Consider the following 21,341-nt stretch of genomic DNA (forward strand, 5'->3'; position numbering starts at 1 on the left):
TTCCGCGAAAATTCTTTTCGCTTGCGTTTCCGTGAACCGCTTTCTCTTGTCGCGAAGGGGGAAATTGCCTTAAAGGCCCCCGCAAGTCAAGCAACAAATGCAAATTCTTACAAAACAATTTATCCATATCTGCGCAAACGGGCCACCAGCGCGGTTTTCAGCCTACTGCTCCACAACCAGACGTGCGCCAGTGCGCAGGTTCTTTTCGTCCACGCTGTTCCAGCGCTTCAGGTCATCCACACTCACATTGTAGGTGCGGGCGATCTTCCACAAGGTATCGTTGGCCTGTACGGTATAGGTAGTTTTGCTGGTTTTGGCTGCTTTGGCAGGCTTGTCCTTATCCCGATCCTTGCCGAGACGCCCATCAGGCCCGGCAGCCACCGGCCGCCCAACTGCGGGCACAGCCTGTCCGCTGCTTTGACCGCCGCCCTGGGCCGGGATGCGCAGCACAGCGCCTGCATGCACCTTGTGCGGATCAGAAATACCATTGCTCTGCTGGAGATCCTGTACGCTCACACCATATTTGCGGGCCACAGAGGTGAGTGTTTCATCCGCCCGCAGGGTATGCTTTGGCCCATCATTGGCGACAACCACCCGTGCAGAGGATCCCTGCGGTTCCCGGCTGGCAGCCTCATTGCCGGACTTGCCCGCCTTGGCCTGCCCCTTGGCCGGTTTTGCATCCAGAGCCGCCACGGCTTGGGCAGACATGTTCACCGAACGCGGGACCAGCACCGTTTCGCCAGCTTTCAAATAGGGATTGCCTGGATTGGCAGCCCGCAGCGAAGCCACAGGCACACCGCATCGACGGCTGATTTTATCCCATGAGTCGGCGCTGGAAGCCACCGTGCTGGGAGCCCAACCCGCATAGGGCGCGCACTGGGATGAAGACAGAAATGCCTGAGCCGCCCGTTCCCGGCTTGCCGGTACATATATATATGTAGAGCGGCTGGTGTCGGTCATGGGGCGCTTGTGATGCCGGTTGAATGCCGAAAACTCGTCCATATCCATGCGGCAGGCGCGGGCCACGCCCGCCAGATCCGTGCCGGGCTTTGCGGTCAGGCGCAGCACCCCCGGTGCATTGTCGGGATGTATGGGATCAAAGCCAAGCTGGGGAAGGTTGCGCATGATCTTGGTCACAGCCAGATAGCGCGGCACATACTGCTTGGTTTCATCGCGCAGCTGCGCCTTGTCGTCCAGCATATGGTTACGCGACTTGATTTCAAAAAAGTCACGCCCGCCCGTGCCCTGCTTGGCGCGGCCAATCTTGCCTTCCCCGGCGTTATAGGCCGCGATGGCCGTGGGCCAGTCGCCAAAGTCGCCATAGAGTTTTTGCAGATAGTCCGCCGCTGCCTCGGTGGATTTGAAGGGATCAAGCCGCTCGTCCGTCCACCAGTCCTGATTCAGACCATACTTTTGCCCGGTATAGGGCATGAACTGCCATGCTCCGGCTGCCCCGGCAGGCGAGCGCACCTCGCTACGATAGCCGCTTTCCACAATGGCAAGATAGGCCAGATCTTCCGGCATGCCCCGAGAGCGGAACACGCGCTTGGCATAGGCAAGAAACTGCTCCGCCCTTTTTGATGATGCGCTCATGGTGGGGCGGCCCTTGCGCAAAAAGTATTTGTACTGGCGCGTTACGTCCGCCATAGCGCTTTCGGGGATGTTTTTGTCCACCTGCCCGGTAGTGTTGAGGGCGGCGGTTTCACTGGCAGTCAACGGCGGGGAAGTGTCTTCTTCCGGCACAGACATCGACAATCCACCTCCGGAATCGCTACCTTGCCGTGAGGCGCAGCCCCCGGCAAGCAGCAGACAGCAGACAACAGCCAAAAAGCACAGTCTTGCCATTGCCGATCCGTTCCTGTTCGATGCTGCAACCATTGTTCCCTCCCCTTTTGCCGCCCCGGCTTGCCATCTGCCGGGAAGATGCGTACACAGCCGCCAAGGGCTGTCTGTTCCTTCCCCGTGCGCGATGCCACGGCATGGACTGCCAAAAGCCCACACACGTGCGCAACCGCGCAGCATATCGCATAAATATTTCTAGCGGGTTCTTGCCCGCGCAATCCTCTCCAATCACTCAGGCCGCACGGCGGCCAATGCACACAGCCCGGAGGCGCATATGCATAATGAAACTGAACAAGCCCCGCTGCTGCCGGGCCTCAAGCCTGTGCTGGAACTGCTTGCCAGCGAGCCCCAGCGCATCGACTGCGTCTTCTGCAAAAAAGGCCTGCGTGGCCCCGATGCGCAGGAAGTGCTGAACCTTTGCCGTCAGCACAACGTGCGCTTCAGCCTGGTAGACCAGGTGGCCCTTGACCGCCTTTGCCGTGGCGCTGGCGGTCAAACTACCCAGGGGCGTCAAGGCCGTGACGGCGTTTCCCATCAAGGCGTTGTGGCCCGTCTGGCCGCCACTGGCTTTACCGAACTTGCCGACCTGCTGGCCGCGGCGGGCGATGCCCCCCTGCCCCTCATTGTAGCCCTTGACCAGGTACAAGACCCCGGCAACGTAGGCACAATCTGCCGCACCCTGTATGCACTGGGCGGCGCGGGCATTATTCTGCCCCAGCACAACAGCGCCTACCTTGGCCCTGCAGCCCGCAGGGCCGCAGCGGGCGCACTGGAAAAGCTACCCGTGACCCGCGTTACCAACCTGGGCCACGCCCTGGACAGCGCCGAAGAAGCTGGCTTGACCATTTACGGCGCGGGCGGTGATGGCCCATCAAGCCTCAATGCCTTTGATGAACCCATGCAGTTGCCTGCCGTGCTGGTTCTGGGCAATGAGGACAAAGGCCTGCGGCCCGGCGTCGCCAAACGATGCGCGCACATGCTGCGCATTCCGCTTGCCCGTACCTTTGACTCACTCAATGTGGCGCAAGCCGGTGCCGTACTGCTGGGCCTTGCCGCAGCACACAGGGCGAAAGATTCTGCACCGTAGGGCAATTTCTGCTCAGCAAATCCCAAAGCAAAAAGCACGCCAACATAACTGGCCATTTTTGCGCAGCTCAGACAAGCTCTTGACAGTATAAAAAAGGAAGTGCGGCCGCACTTCCTTTTTTATTGCAAACAAAATAACCCTAAACTTTCTCTAGATTTTTATTAGATAGATTTTATACATCACAAGCAGCGGATTAAACATGCAAGATACAGTTATACTACTGCCCATATCAGAATCGAAACATGCGAAGCAACAGGATCCGAACTGTTGGCGTGTCACGTCTGCGTAAGTTCGTAAACCATCCATTGTTGGACGCAAAAAAACCCGCCCATGCCAGCACCGCGCAAGGATGCGCGGATGGCGGGGCGGGTTGTGCGCGCCAATAAGGGCGACCCGTGAGACAGTCTTTACCGGATATAAGTGGGGATATTGATGAATACGTCACGGGTAAAGGTAATCATGCGCTCCATGAGCCAGGGCAGGGCCAACAGCAGAGCCAGAAACATGCACACGATTTTGGGGATAAAGGTCAGCGTCATTTCCTGAATCTGGGTTGCCGCCTGGATAATGCTCACAACCACACCCACACCAAGGCCCACACCAAGCATGGGCAAGGACATCATCAAGCAAAGTTCAATGGCCTGCCGGCCGAAACCGATGACGAAATCTGGGGACATGGGTGACTCCTGAAAATTGACGGTGTGCGAATCTTTCCAACCCTTAGGCAAAAACCGGGCCAAAGCTGCGCGCGGCACGCCGGTCAGAGCAGAAAGCTGTTCACCAACGAGCCGACCAGCAGATTCCAGCCGTCCACCATGACAAAGAGCAGTAGTTTGAAGGGCATGGACACCATCATGGGGGGCAGCATCATCATGCCCATGGCCAGCAGTACGCTGGAGATGACCATATCCAGCACCAGAAAAGGAATGTAGATGAGAAAGCCGATGGTAAAGGCGGTTTTAAGCTCGCTGATGACATAGGCAGCGGCCAGCAGCATGGTGGGCACTTCCTCCTTGCTGCGCGGCGCTTCCATCTTGCTGATGGAGTAAAAGACAGAGAGATCTTTTTCGCGCGTATGCTTGAACATAAAGGTGCGCAAAGGGGCCTGCGCCCTGTCGAGCGCCACCTTGTAGTCGATCTGCTCGGCCAGATAGGGTTGCAGGGCGTTATCATTGATCTGCTTGCCCACGGGATACATGATGACCACCGTCATAAAAATGGCAAGGCTGGCAAGAATCTGGGTGGGAGGCAACTGCTGCACGCCCATGGCCTGCCGCAGAAAGCTGAAAACAATGATGATGCGGGTAAAACTGGTGACCGTGAGCATGATGGCCGGGGCAACGGAAAGCACGGTGAGCAGGAAGAGAATTTCCAGCAGCACCGAGACCTTTTCCGGTGATTGCGCCCCACCGGCCAGGGTGAGCTGCATTGTGGGCATGGCCAGATCCTGAGCCGCAAGGGCCAGAACCGGCATGAGGAGGATGAAGAGGCTAGCTGCCGCCAGCGCCGCGACGGGCTTCTTCCATGATCTGTTTGAAATCGGCGTTCTCTGGCTCATGCTGTGCCTGCTCCTCTGTCAAAAGGGTAATCTGCTGGTCGGTGACGCCCAGCAGCAACCTTCTATTCAAGAAGCGTACCACCATCAAGCCTTTACGCGGCCCAAGCGGAAGCTGGGCCTCCATGACCAGGGCATCGCGCGGAAGCGCCCCCGGACGCGGCAGAAAATTGAACTTGCCGAAACGGCGCGCCAGCCATACGGCCAGCCACAGCACGGCCACCAGCAAAAATAGAATGCCCACGGCCTGTATGTAGCTGCCCCACGAAAAGGACGACTGCCCAAGCGTTGAAGCCGGTTCCGCCAGCGAGGCAGCGGCCTGCTCCGTAGCAATGCCCACGCTCTGCGCGGCCTGCGCGGCCATGTCCAGCCCGTGCAGCATCTGCTCGGCTGCGGCAGCCACTGTCTGTTCCAGCCCCGGCGGCACCGCTGCCGCAGACCCTTGCGCGCCAGAAGTGACCACGCCGCGCACGGCGCTGCCCGAAAGGCCGCCTTCGGCGGCGGCCAGCAGTATGGGCAGGCTAGCCAAGCTGCTTCACCCTTTCAATGGGGCTGATGATGTCGGTAAGGCGTACGCCAAACTTTTCGTTGATGACCACGGCCTCGCCGCGCGCCACCAGCTTGCCGTTCACAAATACTTCCAGCGGTTCACCAGCCAGCTTGTTCAGTTCCACCACAGAACCCTGACCAAGTTGCAACAGTTCGTTGATAAGCAGACGGGTGCGCCCAAGTTCGGCAGACACATCCAGCGGAATATCCAGAATAAAATCCAGCTCCCGCTTGAGCTTGTTGTCCTTGGGCTGGCGGGCCATTTCAGTCATGTCCTGAAAATGGGCGTCTACCGGATGACCGCCAAGCCCTGCACCTGCACCGCCAAAGGAGGTCGGACCTTTGTCTTCCTCATCCTGGGCCAGCGATTCAGCCCACTGAGCCGCCAGAGCTTCTTCATCCAAACCGCTGCCAGCCGCACCACCAGGCGCAGCATCAGCAGCAGGCGCAGCGGGTGCAGCAGGCGCAGCAGGTTCTGCCGCATTGGCTTCATCTTCCAGTTGCGCGGCCCACTGGGCCGCCAAGGCTTCCTGATCTTCCTGCGACATACGTCACCTCATTCTCTATTCCAACATGCTCACCCGAAATTCGGGCGGCATCGCGGCAACGGCGCGCCCCGCAACGGGCATGGCTGCCAAAAGCCTCTATCAGAAACCGCGTCCGCACAAAATCATCTGCCAGGGGCCGCCAGAGGCAGAGCTTCCCGCGCTATTCCACAACAAAATCGGTAAAATACACGCGTATGACCCTTTGCGCGCCCAGAATCTGGTTCAGCCGCGCGGCCACCTCCGCCTTCAACAGCACCTTGCCGTCAGGCGTGGAGATATCGTTAAACGTCTTGCCCGCCAGCAGCATGATGATGGCATCGCGGATACGCGGATTGTTGGCCTGCAATGCAGCGGCAACGTCCGCATTGACCTCGACCTCCATCCCCAGCTTGAGATACCGCCGCCCCGAGGGGTCGGAAATGTTCACGGTTATGGGCGGCAGAGGCAAGACCTGCCCGCCGCTGCGCGGCAGATCGCCCTGCCGTTCAATGCGCCCGTCACCCGCGCCTCCCGCGCCGCCAGAACCGCCCGCCCCGGCATGACCGGATGCGCCGCCTGCGCCGCCAGAACCGCCTGCGCCTGTCTGGCCCGCCGCGCCCTTGCCTGCGGCATCCGCAGATGCAGCTTCAGCAGGCGCAGAACTTGCCGAAGACGGCGTGCGGATGAAAAACCACCAATAGCCGCCAATGCCAGCGCCGCTCAGCGTGATAAGCAAGATCGCCAAAATAATGACGATGCGCTTGGCCTTGGAGCCCTTCTTGGGGTTTTCAGCCTGCCCTTCCGGCAGGGCCTTTGATTCTTTTTCTTTGGCCGCCATACGTACTCCACCGCTATTGTGGGGTCATGGATGCGAACCGCTCAAGTCATTCCGGTCTGTACGGCATGTAGCAGACTTTGTGCCAAAGCTGTTCACACCTTGGCAGGACGCGGCCCGAAAATATCCGTACCTATGCGCACCATGGTGGCCCCTTCGGCCACCGCGCCTTCAAAATCGCCGCTCATACCCATGGAAAGCTCGGGCATGGGCAGGCCAAGGCGGGTGCTCAAGGTGTCGCGCAATTCACGCAGCCTTGCAAAATAGGGCCGCGCTGCCTCGCCCGCGTCAAAAACCGGGGGCAGACACATGAGGCCCTGCACCTCAAGGTGCGGGCAATGCTCAAGAACATAATCGGCCAATTCCGGCAAATCTGCAGACATCACACCGGATTTTTGCGATTCGCCCCCAACATTTACCTCAAACAGCACGGGCTGACGCGCTCCGCCCTCCGCCAGACGCCGTTCAAAAGCGTCCGCAAGCTTGCGGGAATCAAGGGTATGCACGAGATTGAAAGCCCCAGCCACCAGCGGGGCCTTGCGGCTTTGCACATGACCGATCATATGCCAGCGGATCCCGGCGCACTGCGCTGCTGTGGCCGGGTCTGCGCTCAGGTCTTGCCTTTTCTGCAGGGCTTCCTGAACGTAGTTTTCGCCAAAATCAATCTGCCCGGCGGCGGCCACATGGGCCAGGGATTCCGCCGGATGCAGTTTTGAAACGGCAATAAGCCTCACGCTTTCGCGGGGGCGGCCAGCCGATGCGCAGGCCGCGTCAATGCGGTCGAGCACCCGCGCATAGCGTTCGAGCAACAATGTATCGCCCATGACTACTCCGCCATCAGGCCCATCTCGCGCAGGAAGGCGGCGTCTTCAGTCCAGTGCTCGCGCACCTTGACCCAAAGCTCCAGATGCACCTTGCCGCCCACCAGGTCCTGAATTTCCTTGCGGGCCTCAATGCCTATCTGCTTGATGGATGCGCCCGCACGGCCAATAACCATAGCCTTGTGCATGGGCCGCCCCACGTAGATGACCGCGTGGATCACAGTCTGGCCGCGTTCTTCGTCTTCCTCCCAGCTTTCCACGTCCACTGCCACGGAATAGGGCACCTCCTGACGCAGATGCAGGAACAGCTTTTCGCGCACGATTTCCGCAGTCATAAAACGCATGGGGGCCGTGGAAATCTGGTCTTCGGGGAACTGGGCCTGAGCAACGGGCAGCTTGGAACGGATAAGTTTTGCCAGATCCGGCAGGCCGTCCCGGTTCAGGGCCGAGGTGGGGAAAATTTCCGCCTTGGGCCACATTTCGCTCAGGCGGGTCAAAAGCGGCAGCATGCGGCTTTTGTCCGAGAATAGATCCACCTTGTTGACCACCACAACCATGGGCCGATCATCGTTGGAAAGCGCCCTGGACAGCGGCTCAAGGTCGCGTTCCAGAAATTCCGGATGGCGGATGTACAGGTGGGCGTCAAGCACGGGCATGATGACTTCGGCCTGGGCAAGGCTCTGCCACACGGCCTGGAGCATGGTTTTGCTCAGCCGGCCGCGCACCTGGGCAAGGCCCGGCGTATCCATAAAAATAACCTGGGCTTTCTCGTCCGTAAGGATGCCCACAATCTGATTGCGCGTGGTCTGCGGCTTGGGGGTGACGATGGTCACCTTCTGGCCCAGCAAGGCGTTCAGCAGGGTGGATTTGCCCGCGTTGGGCGGCCCCATAAGAGCGACCCAGCCGCAACGATAGTTCTGATCCGACATTCTTTCTCCCGGCTGGAAACATCCAGCCTCTACCGCCGTAAACTTCGACGGAAATTTTCTGGCAATTTTGCAGGGCGCAGGCGCACTGGCACGACAAAGGCCGCCCTATGCGGGCTAACATCTCAAAGAAATTGCGCTTCCGCGTTCGGGCGGGCATGGATTTGCGCACCTGCCCGGCACACTCAGAGTAAACTTTACTCTAGAAACATACTATAACTGGCTTTCTGTCCCACATCCGCGCTTCGGGGTCAAGACGCGGAGCATTGCCCCGGCCCATCCTCCGGCCCAAAACCGGACAGAGACGGGGGGGCAGACGTTGGCGCAAAACAGGACGCAAAAATCGATCACGAGGCTGCCCTGCGTTTTCCCTGCCTCGGAACATCCCATCATTATTATATTTCTGTCACGCCCCAAACGGCGGGACATTCCACAGCCCACCGCTTGACTACAGGCGCGCCAATGCCTACTCTCCCGCCCATGTTCAGCCTATTTACCTATATTGCACTTATTGTGGGCGTTAACTTCGCCTTTTCTGTCACCCCGCTCATTCAGTTGCCCAATGGCGATATGTGGGCTCCCCTTTCGCTCATCGTCGGCTTTATTTTTGTGGTGCGCGATTACGCGCAGCGCCGCGTGGGGCATCATGTGCTCTGGGGCATGCTGGTGGGTTGCGTGGTCAGCTGGTTCATGGCCAGCCCGCAGCTCGCGCTGGCAAGCGCCGCGGCCTTTGCCGTGGGCGAACTGGGCGACTGGGCGGTATACACCTTTACCCGCCGCCCCTTTTCACAGCGCATTCTCATTTCAAGCCTTGTGGGCGCGCCGCTGGACAGCATCGTGTTTCTGGGCATGATCGGCATTGCCACACCATGGTCTATCATTACCATGAGCCTGAGCAAGCTGTCAGGATCACTGCTTGTTTTCTGGCTGGTACGCCGCCGCGAACAGCGCGAATGCGGGCTGGAGCACATTCAGGCATAGAGATTGACCCCGCAGGAGCATGCCCGAACATCTGCCGCACAACACCGTTTAAACCCGTGATCGCTGGATCACGGGTTTTTTGTTATTTGGGGGCTTACCGTATAGACTCTGCCTCAAGCGACATTCCGCACGAGGGGGATCAATGGACAACAGACCTGAAGCCAGACAGACCGATGCCGAACTCCTGCTGCAACGTCTCGACAACGCGGGCCTCATGGAATACGTCCGGCTGTCGCAAAAAACCGGCAAAATACTCTGGCTCAACTTTCTGTCAGGCATTGCCAGAGGGCTGGGTTTCAGCATTGGCGCATCGTTGGTGCTGGCCGTTCTCTACAAGATACTGGCCCGCATCATCAGCATGAACATCCCCTACCTCACAGAACTGCTGCAACAGATCATGAATATGGCCAAGGGCGGCTGACAGGAACGCACATTCGTTTGCCGCAAAAAAGGGAGGGAACCAAACGCTCCCTCCCTTTATATGGGTAGTATTTGTTGCGCTTACGAGCCAGCGGCGGCGCGGGCGGCTTCATCGGGATACAGGGCCGTGATTTTCGCCAGAAAATCCATATAGCGCCCTTCCACGATGGCCTGCCGCGCGTTGCGCGCCAGATCGAGAAAATAGGTGAGGTTGTGCAGGGAATTGAGCCGGAATGACAGCAATTCCTGACTGGCATACAGATGCCGCAGATAGGCGCGCGAAAAATTGCGGCAGGCGTAGCAACGGCAGTTGGGGTCAAGGGGGCCGTCGTCTTCGGCAAATTCGCGCCGCTTGATGTTGATCTTGCCAAGCGACGTGTAGAGCGTGCCGTTACGCGCATTGCGGGTGGGCAGCACGCAGTCGAACATGTCCACCCCGGCATGGATGCCCGTGGCAATGTCCAGCGGCGTCCCCACGCCCATAAGGTAGCGCGGCTTTTCACCCGGCAGCAGGGGCGCTGTGTGGTAGAGCAGATCATACATCTTGTCTTTCGGCTCGCCCACCGAAAGCCCGCCAATGGCAAAGCCGTCAAAATCCATGCTGCACAATTCGTTTACCGAGCGTTCGCGCAGGTCTTTGTAAAAACCACCCTGCGTGATGCCAAACATCAGATTGTGCGCCGAACCGGGCGGATAGGCGTCCATGGCGCGCTTGGCCCAGCGCGTGGTCAGGGCCAGGGATTTTTCCGTATAGGCGTAATCCGCGCCAAAGGGCACGCATTCGTCAAGCACCATCATGATGTCTGAATTCAGATTGCGCTGAATTTGCAGCACTTTTTCAGGCGTGAACAGATGCTTTGAGCCATCAAGGTGCGAGCGGAACTCCACGCCTTCCTCGCGGATCTTGCGCAGCGAGCTCAGGCTGAATACCTGAAAACCGCCGCTGTCCGTCAGGATGGAGCCAGGCCAGGAGGCGAACTTGTGCAGCCCCCCGCGCCTGTGCACAAGCTCATCGCCGGGGCGCAGATAAAGGTGATAGGTATTGCCCAGAATGATGGGCGCGCCAATGGCGGCCAGATCATCCGGGGCAAGAGCCTTGACGGATCCCACGGTTCCCACGGGCATAAAAATAGGCGTGGGGATAGTGCCGTGAGCCGTGCGCAGCACCCCGGCGCGGGCCGCGCCGTCGGTGTGTTCGATGGTAAATACGGATTGGGACATGCCGCGCAGAGTAGCCGCAAGCGCCGCACTGCGCAAGAGGGGAGCACGCCGCACCGTGAGCAGATATTCGCGGATTCCGGCTCAAAAAATTAAGGTTTGCGGCAAAAGTGACGCGGATGCAGCACGGCTAATTGTTGTGCCTCGGGGGCAATATTGTTAAGGTTGCTCCCTTTCATTAAAGGGTGTTGCGCGCAAGGGCCGGGGCCGTTGCGCCGGGGGGCCGCAAAGGACGGCGACCCTTCGCTGCCGCCATGCGCGGTGCGCGGACAAACCGCGCAGAATGTCCTTCAGCAAAGTTCAAATGAGGGAATTCCCTGTGAGCGATTGCACGTTTTCACCATCGCTGTGCCACATTGATCTGGCCGCCATCCGCCGCAATTTTGGCCGCATGGGCAAGGCTGAAAAGCTTATGCCGGTCATCAAGTCTGACGCCTACGGCCACGGCCTTGTACCTGTGGCGCGGGTTTTGTCTGATGCAGGCGCACGGCGCTTTGCCGTGGGAACCGTATCGGAAGGCATGGCCCTGCGCGACGCTGGACTGCGGCAAACCATTGTACCGCTTCTGGGCGCGCTCACCGATGTGGAATGGCAGGGAGCGGCCATGCAGGGCCTGACCCCGGTGGTGGGCAACTTTGACCAGCTTGAACGCGCCGCCGCCCATTGCCACGCCGGGCGCATCCTACGCGTTGCCATAAAGTGCGAAACCGGCATGGGCCGCCTTGGCTTTTCGCAGGAAGAACTGCCTCATGCTATCGACCGTCTGCGCAATATCCCGGGCATCTCCCCGGCCATGGTCATATCGCACTTTTCCTGCGCCGATGTGCCGGAACAGGAAGCCTATTCGCAGGATCAGATCAAGCGCTTTACCGCCATGTCTGACGCGTTGCGTGCGGCATTCCCCGACATTGAGCGCTCGCTCTGCAATACGGCTGGCACCATAGGCCGCCCCGAAGCGCATTTCGAGGTATGCCGCCCCGGCATTTCGCTCTACGGCGGCAATCCCTTTACGGGAACCTCATGGGAAAGCAAGGGTGCCGCGCTCGGTCTGGAATGGGCCATGAGCGTCAGCGCACCTGTTATCGAAGTACGGCAGGTGACCGAGGGCCGCAGCGTGTCGTATGGCCGGCTGTTCACGGCGCAGAAGCCTGCTACAGTGGCGGTTGTTGCCATTGGCTACGCCACTGCTTTCAACCGCTCGCTCTCCACACGTGCCGCCATGCTCATCAACGGACGGCGCGCCCCCCAGGTGGGCCGGGTGTGCATGGGCATGATCATGGCCGATGTCAGCGATCTGCCGCCCGTGCGCGTGGGCGACACCGCATGGCTTGTGGGCGGCCCCGCCGAGGCGGGACAAAAAGCGGTGACGCCGCAGGACATAGCGGATACGCTGGGCACTATTTCCTACGAAGTCCTCTGCCTTTTTGGCGGCATGAACCCGCGCGTCTACGCATAGCCCACTGCATCCCCCTGGCAGTGCAGGCTTTCGGCCTTCTGAAAATTTCGGCTTGACAGGCCCATTTGCCGGAAGTATAAGACTCGTTCCTTGCTCGCGCCCCGTGTGGCGTGGGCTGCCAATCCAAAAGGAGAATACCAATGCGGAAATTTGAAACCCTGCTGCTCCTTTCCCCGGAGCTTTCCGCCGACAATCGCGAGGGCATCATCAACGCCCTTACCGCGATCATCGAGCGTGAGAAGGGCATCATGGTGGAAGTGGACAATTGGGGCATGCGCGACCTCGCCTACCCGGTTCGCAAACTGATGCGCGGCTTTTATGTGCGTCTGGTGTACCAGGCTCCTGCTGAGCTTATCGCAGAGCTGGAACGCAACATTCGCATCACCGACGGCATCTTCAAGTTTGTGACCGTCAAGCTGGCCGACGAAGTGGCCGGGGAGGTTGCCTAACATGGCTTTTAAAAAGAAATTTGCCCCGCGCCGCAAGTTCTGCCGCTTCTGCGCAGATAAAGATCTGCCCCTGGATTACAAGCGCGCCGACATCCTGCGCGACTTTATCACCGAGCGCGGCAAGATCATTGCCCGCCGCATCACCGGCACCTGCGCACATCACCAGCGCCTGCTGACCCGCGAAATCAAGCGCGCCCGCCAGATGGCCCTGCTCATCTACACCGCGACGCACGATTCCGGCGTCAAGAAAAAGAGCACCATTTAAGGAGGCGCACATGAAACTGATACTTCGCGCCGACGTTGAAAATCTCGGCAGCCTTGGCGATGTGGTTGAAGTGAAAGCTGGTTATGGCCGCAATTTCCTGCTCCCGCAGGGTCTGGCCATGGTCGCTTCACCTTCCAACCTCAAAAGCTTTGAACAGGAACGCAAAAAGCTTCAGGCCCGCATGGATGCCGTGCGCGCTGACGCCCAGTCCCTCCAGGCACGCCTGGAAGCCCTGGAAGTTGTTATTCCCATGCACGTGGGCGACAACGACAAGCTTTACGGCTCCGTCACCACCACCATCATCGGCGATGCTCTTACCGCCCTTGGTGTGGAAGTTGACCGCCGTCGTATCCTTATGGATGCCCCCATCCGTACCCTTGGTGAACATCCCGTTCGCGTGCGCCTGCACGCCAGCGTGATCGCCGTGGTGCCGGTGAAGGTCATCTCCGACCATCAGCCCATCGAAGAAGAACCCGCACCTGCTGCGCCCGCTGAAGAAGCCGAGGCAGCCCAGTAGGGGTTTGCGTGGTTTCCCGCAACGATAGCAATTCCGCCCCCGGCCACGCGGCCGGGGGCTCGCCTTTTGGGCAGGGCCGCAACAAGGATGGCCAGTCTCGCTCTTCAAGCGCGCACAGCGCAGAAAAGGCCGAGGCCGACATTCTGCGACGTGTGCCCCCCCACAGTGTTGAAGCTGAACAGGCTGTGCTCGGCGGCGTTTTCATGCGCCCCCAGCTCATGCACTCCATCGCTGACCAGCTCACTGACGAAGATTTTTACCTGCCCGCACACGCCACCATCTTCAAGGCGTTTCTAGAACTTTACCGCAAATCGGCCCCTCTCGACCTTATTGCCACCGCCGAGCAGCTCAAGAGCATGAACGCCCTTGAAGAAGCCGGCGGCGCGGTATATCTGGGCGAGCTGGCGCAGGCCGTTGTTTCCGGCGCCAATGCGGAATACTACGCCACCATAGTCCGCGACAAATCCTTACAGCGCAGCCTGATCAACGCCTGCTCTGGCATCATAGTCAACTGCTACGATGCCACGCGCGAAGTCGGCGAATTGCTGGACGAATCCGAACAGGCGGTATTTTCCATCTCGCAGCGCACCTCGGGCAAGGATTTTACCCCCACGCGCGAACTGCTGGAACGGGTATTCGACAAACTTTCCAAACTGGCCGATGCCAAGGACGTCATTACAGGCGTCACTACCGGCTATACCCGCCTGGACAAACTGACCGCCGGTCTGCAGCCCTCTGACCTCATTATTGTGGCGGCCCGTCCAAGTATGGGCAAGACGGCTTTTTCCATGTGTATGGCCATCAACGCGGCCGTACGCCAGAACGTGCCCGTGGCTGTTTTTTCGCTCGAAATGAGCAAGGAGCAGCTCATGCAGCGCATGCTGGCCGTGTGGGGCAAGGTGGATCTTTCCAAGCTGCGCCGTCCCTCGCTGCTGACAGACGAAGACTGGCAGCGCCTCTATGACGCGGCGGACGTTGTTGCCCGTGCGCCCATATTTATTGACGACACCCCGGCCCTCACCACGTTGGAACTGCGCGCCCGCACCCGTCGCCTCAAGGCGGACAAAGGCCTCGGCATGGTGGTGGTGGACTACCTGCAGCTCATGCGCACCAGCCGCCGCACAGATTCGCGCGAACTGGAAATTTCGGATATTTCGCGGTCGCTCAAGGGGCTTGCCAAGGAAATGAACGTGCCCGTGGTTGCGCTTTCGCAGCTTAACCGCAAGGTGGAAGAACGCAGCGACAAGCGCCCCATGCTTTCTGACCTTCGTGAATCTGGCGCTATCGAGCAGGACGCGGACGTTATCATGTTTGTGTACCGCGATGACGTGTACAAATTCCAGAAACCTGCCGACCGACCGCCCCAGGGCATTGCTGAAATCATTATCGGCAAGCAACGCAACGGCCCCGTGGGCGTGGCCGAGCTTATGTATATGTCGCCCTACACTTCGTTTGAAGATATCGCGCCAGACTGGATGCCCCCGCCATCAGAGGGCGGATCCTAGCCATTTTCAGAGCCGTACAACTGACGCAAAAGCTGTCGTTGTACGGCTCTTTAGCATCCTAATTGGTGCGACACTAATAATTACAGCCTGAACGTATTCCCCACGCAATAGCTTTCTATTTTAATGTTGGTTGAACAACCAATCCGATTGTTAACAATGCATCTTGCCATTCTTTATCTTTTCAACGCCCGTTGTGTTCCTGCCATGTATTGAACATCCGATGCCCACCGTGTTTTGAGATTCTTTGCACAATCTCCAGGAACTCATTCGTTTATTTCCACTTCCTCCTGTCCCACTGCGGGTTTGCGCCATTTTTACTCGCGGCAATACGCAATACCAACTTTTTTTTGGCGATTCGTTGACAAGGCCGACAAAGCGTGTTTCCATGTTTTTCATGGGCCGCGTACCGGTAATACGTTTTACTGGGCGTAAGCGCGGGAAGATTGTTTTTTTTGAGAGGGTGTTTCATGTCTAAGTCCATCTATGTCGGGAACCTTCCTTGGTCTGCCACTGAAGAACAGGTCCAGGACCTTTTTGCCGAATACGGCAGCGTTCTGTCTGTGAAACTTGTTAGCGACAGGGATACCGGCCGTGCCCGCGGCTTTGGCTTTGTGGAAATGGAAGACGGCGAAGCCGACTCCGCCATTGAAGCTTTGGACAACTTCAGCTTTGGCGGTCGCACGCTGCGCGTGAACGAAGCCAAACCCAGAGCCCCGCGCCAGCCCCGCTACTAGGGCGCTGTAACGGACAAATACACGCCCCAACCGGGGCGTTTTTTGTTGCGCGCACCTCTTAGGGGTCGCCCAAGGGCGCTCCTGCACATTCTAGCGCGGCGGGGCTTTTCCGGTAGTCTCTGGCTGCCGAAAGCCCCGCCGCAGCATTTTTGCCCCCTACCGCCATCCGCCGAATGTTTCTCCCTCCATGCTCACAGGCAAACGCTGAGCCTTCCCGCGCGCCGCTGAACTCCCAGCCGCACTGCCAGCTTGCCCCTCTCCTGATGCCGTAAAGCTCATCGTTTGAAGCAACACGCTCACGCACATGCCTGCTGCCCACGTTCCACGCAAGTGCCCCGGCATCACTCCTGCGCCCCCCTACGACTTGCCCCTCATGCGGCCAAAACTTCGCCCTGCTCAGCACGGAGAAACGGCTACGCCTCCCGCCTCAGCGTTCTCTTGCCCCTGAGTAAAAACAGACTGCATTGCTATGCAACAAGGCAAGGGCATTGTAGCCCTGCCTGAGGCCCTTGCCTGCAAAACCGCTGCTCAACACGCCCTCCAATTGCTTGTCGAGACGGAAGAAAGCCCACAGGCCTCAAAAGCCGCTACTATTGCATGCCTCTTTTTCCTACTGAACCTGCATGCTCCAGCTACATATATTGCACACAATCCTGATTACTGGATTGTTTATGTGTATAGAAATGATCATTTCAACAAAAAATTTTATTTATAATTTATTTTTATGAATATTAACGACTATAAAAAATAATTATTGCATGACTTAGGCTATTAATTGTAATGTATTGATAATTTCAATAGCTAGTTTTATGCCAAATTTGGCTTATTTAAATTGTATAAACAATCAATGAAATATTTCACATACGTTGTTTACACATAATAATTCTGCCTTATTCATAAAACACAATACGCTCATTGATTGAACAGTTTCTATCAATTGCAAACATAATTCGCACAACAGGTAAACAACGCAGGCACGGCGCGGTCGGTAAAAATACAATCATACCGCAGAGACGCATTCGGGACTGACTATGCCAAACACCCGCTTTGACCTCACGCATCCCCCTTTTGATCTGCTGACTCTGGCAGAGGCATCTGCCCTGTCGGCCTCCGCCGATATTCTGTTTTTCAACAATGATCAGGAGATCCTTGCCTCGGGGAGTGAGGTTGATGCGCTCTATCTGGTCATGAAGGGCCTTGTTCGTGAAATGTCGGGCGAGGAAATTGTGGGGGCATACCGAGAGCACGAGGCCTTTGATTGTCGCGCTCTGGCCACAGGCAGAACGCGGCACAGGTTTGTGGCGCATGAAGAAGTGCTGCTTTGCGTGTTCCCTGGGCGGGAGGTGCTGGCCCTGACGGAAAAGAACTCGCTTTTCGGCGCGTACTTTTTTGCAACCGTGTCCGACAAGTTGGGTCAGCTTGTCCAAAGCCGCGACCGCCGCGAATGGCAGAGCCTTTTTGCGGTCAAGATCAGCGATGCCGGCTTTCGCCCCCCCATATTTGCCGAAGCAACGGATACCATTGCCCACGCCGCGCAGCGCATGAAGGAAAGCCGGAGACGATCCATATTTGTGCGCGATGGTTCCAGCACCGGGATTTTCACCACGGGCGACTTTTGCGACATCGTGGCCAACGCGGTTTCCAACCAGACCCCACTCAGGGCCTGCGCGCAGTTTTCCCTGTTGAGCTGCGAAAAGGACGACTACCTTTTCAATGCCCTGCTTCTCATGACCCGCCACAACATCCACCGCATTGTGGTGACGGACAAGGGGCAGCCTGTGGGCGTTCTGGCCATGATCGACCTGCTTTCCTATTTCTCCAACCATTCCCTGTCGATCGCGCGGCAGCTCGAGGCGGCCACCACACTGGCCGACCTGCACAGCGCCATGCGGGACATGGAAGCCCTGATAACAACCCTCGTTACCCAGGGCATAAAAACGCCCCAGCTCGCGCGCCTTGTGCAGGTGCTCAACGCGCAGCTCATGGCCCGCCTCTGGCAGATGACGGCCACGCCCGCCGTATTTGCCGGGAGCGCCCTGCTTGCCCTTGGCTCCGAAGGCCGGGGTGAGCAGATACTGAAAACCGACCAGGACAACGCGCTGATCCTTGCGGAAGGCCTGGACGAAAAGGAGGTGGAACTCTCTGCAAACAGTTTTACGGAGCGCATGCTCAGCCTTGGCTACCCGCCCTGCCCCGGCGACATGATGGTGAACCAGCCGCTCTGGCGGCACACGATGCGCGGATGGGAACGGACCTTGCGTCAGTGGGCGGATTCCGCGCAGGGCGAGGGGCTTATGCATCTGGCAATTTTTCTGGATGCGGAAACAGTCTCCGGCCCAGCCTCATGGCTTGAGGCCTGCCGCAAGGCCTTGCGTTCGGCCCTGCACGATGATGCGGCGTGGTTTGCGCGCATGGCCCTGCCCATTGAACAGTTCCCCACCCGAGCAGGCGAAAGCGGTTTTTGGCGGCAACTGCTGAACCGCGAAAAAAATGCCCTGCTCGACATCAAGAAAGCGGGCATCTTCCCCATTGTCCACGGCACCCGCGTTCTGGCTCTGGAGGCGGGCATTGATGCCACCAACACCTTTGACCGACTGGAGGCCCTCACATCTCGCAGTACTATTGAAAAATCACAGGCGGATGATCTGGCCGAATCTCTGGCCTTTCTGATGCGCCTGCGGCTGGACGCAGGCCTTGAAATGCTGCGCAAGGGGAACCCCCTGAGCAACGAGATTGATACGGCCTCCCTGTCCACTCTGGACAAAGACCTGTTGCAGGACGCCCTTCAGGTGGTCAAGCGCTTCAAACGCATGATCAACCAGCGCTACGGGCTGGACAGGTTCTGAAATGCAAAACACCTGGATACAGGCCGTGGCGCGCCGCTGGCGCATGCGCGGCCTGCGGGAACCCTACCGTTCCCTGCTGGATCAGGATGACGGTCTGCTTGTGAGCATTGATTGCGAAACAACCTCGCTCAACGTGAAGGAAGCGGAGCTATTATCCATCGCCGCCGTCTGCATAGACGGCAGGCGTCTTTGCACCAGAGACGCCTTTTACGCGCTGATAACGCCGCAGCATGCCCCTGACGGGCAGAATGTGCGCGTGCACGGGTTGCGCCCGTGTGATTTCAGCACGGGTCTGCCGCTTCAGGATGTGTTGTCGGCTTTTCTTCAGTTTGTCAGAGGCAGAACACTGGTGGGCTATTATCTGCAATACGACCTTGCAGTGTTGAACAAAAACTTGAGGCCACTGATGGGGGCAGCATTGCCAAACAGTCGCATAGAGGTTTCAGGCCGCTATTACGACTGGCGATTTGCGCAATATCCTGGCGCCTACATTGATCTGCGATGGGAAACGATGGTCAGAAACCTTCGCCTACCCACGCTGCCAAGGCACGATGCCATGAACGACGCCATAACAGCCGCCATGATGTATCTGGCGCTGCAATCGCGCGGATACGGCGCGCACAGGCTCCCATAACGTCCAATGTCTGCGCAAAAGACATTGCGGACAAAAGTATGCGAGGAGGGAACAATGGCCTCAGAACTGACGCAACGAATCGAAAAAAATACGCAATACCAGCACCTGATCAAGACGCGCAACGCCCTTGGCTGGCGCCTCACGCTTGTGGTTTTTGCCGCATATTACTGTTTTATTCTGGTTGTCGCCTTTGACAAGCAGCTCTTTGCCACACCTCTTGCAGCAGGAATGACGACGACATGGGGCATCCCCCTGGGCATCGGCATCATCCTGCTGACCGTTGTGCTTACGGCGGTCTACGTTCGCAAGGCCAACAACGAATTTGACCCTGCGCTCAAGCAGATTCTTGAAAAAGAGGTGCAGTCATGAAGGGTATGAGCACGTGCACATCCGACCATAAGTTCGGGCGACATAAACCCGCCCCAACATTTTTCATGGCTCTTTTTGTCGCCCTGCAGCCCGGCATTGCGTTGGCGGCGGGCGTCATAGAAGAAACGCAAAAGCAGAACACCGACTGGACAGCCATCATCATGTTCACCATTTTTGTCGGTGCATCGCTGTGGATAACCAAGTGGGCCGCCAAGCGCACCCGCTCCGCTGCGGATTTTTACACGGCAGGCGGCGGCATCACGGGCTTTCAGAACGGCCTTGCCATCGCGGGCGACTTTATGTCGGCGGCCTCCTTTCTGGGCATTTCAGCCGCAGTCATGGCGACGGGTTTTGACGGCCTGATCTACGCCATCGGCTTTCAGGTCGGCTGGCCGCTCATAACCTTCATGCTGGCGGAGCGCCTGCGCAATCTTGGGCGCTTCACCTTTGCCGATGTGGTGGCCTACAGGCTCCAGCAGGTGCCTGTGCGCATATTTGCCGCATCGGGCACCCTGGTTGTGGTACTGTTCTATCTTATTGCGCAGATGGTGGGCGCGGGGCAACTCATCAAGCTGCTCTTCGGGCTTGATTACCACTATGCGGTGGTTATCGTGGGTCTGCTCATGATGGCCTATGTGCTTTTTGGCGGCATGACGGCGACCACGTGGGTGCAGATCATCAAGGCCTGCCTGCTGCTCGGCGGGGCCTCGTTCATGGCCTTTATGGTCATGGCCCAGTATGGTTTCAGCCCCGAAAAACTTTTCACCGCCGCTGTGGGCATCAAAAAAAGCGCGGCCATCATGGGGCCGGGCGGCTTTGTCAAAGACCCTGTTTCAGCCATTTCGCTCGGCATTGCCCTCATGTTCGGCACGGCTGGTCTGCCGCACATCCTGATGCGCTTTTTTACCGTGCCGGACGCCAGGGAAGCCAGAAAAAGCGTGCTCTGGGCAACCACATGGATCGGCTATTTCTACATTCTGACCTTCATCATCGGCTTCGGGGCCATAGTGTTTGTGAGCACCAATCCCGAATTCCTCGATGCAAACGGCGTTTTACGAGGGGGCGGCAACATGGCTGCCGTGCATCTGGCCAACGCCATTGGCGGCAATATCTTTCTTGGCTTTATGTCAGCGGTGGCATTTGCCACCATTCTGGCAGTGGTGGCGGGGCTGACGCTCTCGGGCGCGTCTGCCGTTGCGCACGATCTGTACGCCTCCGCCCTCAAAAAGGGTACGGCCAGCTCCAGCGAGGAACTTAAGATATCCAAGCTGACAACCGTGGCCCTCGGCATCATCGCCATGTTTCTGGGCATTGTGTTTGAAAAACAGAACGTGGCCTTCATGGTGTCTCTGGCCTTTGCCATTGCGGCCTCGGCCAACTTCCCGGCCCTGATCCTCTCGGTGCTGTGGAAGGGCTGCACCACCAGAGGGGCTGTTGCCGGGGGCTTTACGGGCCTGCTGGCCGCGCTGGTCATGACCATGCTCTCGGATGCAGTGTGGGTGGCGACCTTGGGCAATCCGCCAGGCTCCGCGCCCTTTCCGTATTCCTCCCCGGCCATTTTTTCCATGCCCCTGGCCTTTTTGTGCATATGGGTAGTGTCCATATGCGATCAGTCCCCGCAGGCGCAGAAGGAAAGGGAGGCTTTTGCCGACCAGAAAATCCGGTCTGAAACCGGCCTTGGAGCTTTCAAGCCCACGGCGCATTAATTCAAGCAAGCGCCTGTCCCTCACCAAGGCCGTGCATGGGGCAGCGTTAGCCTTGCAGCGGCCATCAAACAGCCTGCCCGCCCGAAAACAGATATTTTT

The 21,341-nt window shown here is 58.3% G+C and carries 23 protein-coding genes; 14 read left to right on the top strand and 9 right to left on the bottom strand.

What is annotated here, in order from left to right; genetic code table 11:
• Positions 1–162: 162 nt before the first annotated feature.
• Positions 163–1,845 carry a lytic transglycosylase domain-containing protein gene (locus RDK48_RS00005; protein WP_298991778.1) on the bottom strand — a complete coding sequence of 561 codons (1,683 nt, stop codon included), beginning with the start codon at positions 1,843–1,845 and terminating at the stop codon, positions 163–165.
• A 271-nt stretch (positions 1,846–2,116) separates the two neighbouring features.
• Between RDK48_RS00005 and RDK48_RS00010 the strand changes: the two genes are divergently transcribed.
• Positions 2,117–2,929, top strand: coding sequence for an RNA methyltransferase (locus tag RDK48_RS00010; RefSeq protein WP_298991781.1), 813 nt, complete (start codon positions 2,117–2,119; stop codon positions 2,927–2,929).
• Between the two features lie 407 nt (positions 2,930–3,336).
• Here the strand turns inward: RDK48_RS00010 and fliQ are convergent, their stop codons facing one another.
• The 7 genes from fliQ to era all read right to left on the bottom strand — a co-directional run bounded on the left by fliQ (position 3,337) and on the right by era (position 8,145).
• Positions 3,337–3,606 (bottom strand): flagellar biosynthesis protein FliQ, encoded by a 270-nt coding sequence (gene fliQ, locus RDK48_RS00015; protein WP_298991784.1) that lies wholly within the window; start codon positions 3,604–3,606, stop codon positions 3,337–3,339.
• A gap of 83 nt (positions 3,607–3,689) precedes the next feature.
• On the bottom strand, positions 3,690–4,403 hold the full coding sequence (gene fliP, locus RDK48_RS00020) for a flagellar type III secretion system pore protein FliP (protein WP_022659839.1): 714 nt from the start codon (positions 4,401–4,403) through the stop codon (positions 3,690–3,692).
• A gap of 16 nt (positions 4,404–4,419) precedes the next feature.
• Positions 4,420–5,013, bottom strand: coding sequence for a flagellar biosynthetic protein FliO (fliO, locus tag RDK48_RS00025; RefSeq protein WP_308587757.1), 594 nt, complete (start codon positions 5,011–5,013; stop codon positions 4,420–4,422).
• A complete protein-coding gene (gene fliN / locus RDK48_RS00030) occupies positions 5,006–5,581 on the bottom strand; it encodes a flagellar motor switch protein FliN (protein ID WP_192112805.1) in 576 nt (191 codons plus the stop codon). The genes fliO and fliN overlap by 8 nt, the downstream gene beginning before the upstream one ends.
• Before the next feature lie 160 nt (positions 5,582–5,741).
• Positions 5,742–6,398, bottom strand: a complete 657-nt coding sequence (gene fliL / locus RDK48_RS00035; RefSeq protein ID WP_298995859.1) for a flagellar basal body-associated protein FliL — start codon at positions 6,396–6,398, stop codon at positions 5,742–5,744.
• Between the two features lie 92 nt (positions 6,399–6,490).
• Positions 6,491–7,219 carry a YggS family pyridoxal phosphate-dependent enzyme gene (locus tag RDK48_RS00040; RefSeq protein WP_298995861.1) on the bottom strand — a complete coding sequence of 243 codons (729 nt, stop codon included), beginning with the start codon at positions 7,217–7,219 and terminating at the stop codon, positions 6,491–6,493.
• 2 nt (positions 7,220–7,221) lie between these two features.
• On the bottom strand, positions 7,222–8,145 hold the full coding sequence (gene era, locus RDK48_RS00045; RefSeq protein WP_298995863.1) for a GTPase Era: 924 nt from the start codon (positions 8,143–8,145) through the stop codon (positions 7,222–7,224).
• A 459-nt stretch (positions 8,146–8,604) separates the two neighbouring features.
• Between era and RDK48_RS00050 the strand changes: the two genes are divergently transcribed.
• Positions 8,605–9,123, top strand: a complete 519-nt coding sequence (locus tag RDK48_RS00050) for a VUT family protein (RefSeq protein WP_298995865.1) — start codon at positions 8,605–8,607, stop codon at positions 9,121–9,123.
• Positions 9,124–9,265: 142 nt separating this feature from the next.
• Complete coding sequence (locus tag RDK48_RS00055; RefSeq protein ID WP_192112800.1) at positions 9,266–9,544, top strand: DUF5665 domain-containing protein; 279 nt, start codon at positions 9,266–9,268, stop codon at positions 9,542–9,544.
• Positions 9,545–9,624: 80 nt separating this feature from the next.
• Here RDK48_RS00055 and tgt read toward each other — a convergent pair whose 3' ends face one another.
• Positions 9,625–10,764 (bottom strand): tRNA guanosine(34) transglycosylase Tgt, encoded by a 1,140-nt coding sequence (gene tgt / locus RDK48_RS00060; RefSeq protein WP_298995867.1) that lies wholly within the window; start codon positions 10,762–10,764, stop codon positions 9,625–9,627.
• A gap of 316 nt (positions 10,765–11,080) precedes the next feature.
• Between tgt and alr the strand changes: the two genes are divergently transcribed.
• From alr to RDK48_RS00115, 11 genes are all read left to right on the top strand, one after another.
• On the top strand, positions 11,081–12,217 hold the full coding sequence (gene alr, locus RDK48_RS00065) for an alanine racemase (protein WP_298995869.1): 1,137 nt from the start codon (positions 11,081–11,083) through the stop codon (positions 12,215–12,217).
• A gap of 140 nt (positions 12,218–12,357) precedes the next feature.
• Positions 12,358–12,666, top strand: a complete 309-nt coding sequence (rpsF, locus tag RDK48_RS00070) for a 30S ribosomal protein S6 (protein WP_298995871.1) — start codon at positions 12,358–12,360, stop codon at positions 12,664–12,666.
• 1 nt (position 12,667) lies between these two features.
• Complete coding sequence (gene rpsR / locus RDK48_RS00075; RefSeq protein ID WP_022659828.1) at positions 12,668–12,931, top strand: 30S ribosomal protein S18; 264 nt, start codon at positions 12,668–12,670, stop codon at positions 12,929–12,931.
• A 10-nt stretch (positions 12,932–12,941) separates the two neighbouring features.
• Positions 12,942–13,448 carry a 50S ribosomal protein L9 gene (gene rplI, locus RDK48_RS00080; RefSeq protein WP_298995874.1) on the top strand — a complete coding sequence of 169 codons (507 nt, stop codon included), beginning with the start codon at positions 12,942–12,944 and terminating at the stop codon, positions 13,446–13,448.
• A gap of 8 nt (positions 13,449–13,456) precedes the next feature.
• The gene (gene dnaB / locus RDK48_RS00085; RefSeq protein ID WP_298995875.1) at positions 13,457–14,953 is read left to right on the top strand and encodes a replicative DNA helicase; all 1,497 of its coding nucleotides are present in this window, start codon (positions 13,457–13,459) and stop codon (positions 14,951–14,953) included.
• 467 nt (positions 14,954–15,420) lie between these two features.
• Positions 15,421–15,687, top strand: coding sequence for an RNA-binding protein (locus RDK48_RS00090; RefSeq protein ID WP_022659825.1), 267 nt, complete (start codon positions 15,421–15,423; stop codon positions 15,685–15,687).
• A 469-nt stretch (positions 15,688–16,156) separates the two neighbouring features.
• Positions 16,157–16,402 (top strand): hypothetical protein, encoded by a 246-nt coding sequence (locus RDK48_RS00095; RefSeq protein WP_298995877.1) that lies wholly within the window; start codon positions 16,157–16,159, stop codon positions 16,400–16,402.
• Between the two features lie 316 nt (positions 16,403–16,718).
• Positions 16,719–18,533, top strand: a complete 1,815-nt coding sequence (locus RDK48_RS00100; RefSeq protein ID WP_298995879.1) for a putative nucleotidyltransferase substrate binding domain-containing protein — start codon at positions 16,719–16,721, stop codon at positions 18,531–18,533.
• Position 18,534: 1 nt separating this feature from the next.
• Complete coding sequence (locus RDK48_RS00105) at positions 18,535–19,167, top strand: 3'-5' exonuclease (protein ID WP_298995881.1); 633 nt, start codon at positions 18,535–18,537, stop codon at positions 19,165–19,167.
• 54 nt (positions 19,168–19,221) lie between these two features.
• Entirely contained in the window at positions 19,222–19,536 is a 315-nt protein-coding gene (locus tag RDK48_RS00110) for a DUF485 domain-containing protein (RefSeq protein ID WP_298995883.1), read from the top strand.
• Between the two features lie 65 nt (positions 19,537–19,601).
• Positions 19,602–21,242 (top strand): cation acetate symporter, encoded by a 1,641-nt coding sequence (locus RDK48_RS00115; protein ID WP_298995885.1) that lies wholly within the window; start codon positions 19,602–19,604, stop codon positions 21,240–21,242.
• Positions 21,243–21,341 lie beyond the last annotated feature (99 nt).

It is taken from the genome of uncultured Desulfovibrio sp. (genome assembly GCF_902477725.1).
Lineage (GTDB): Bacteria > Desulfobacterota > Desulfovibrionia > Desulfovibrionales > Desulfovibrionaceae > Desulfovibrio.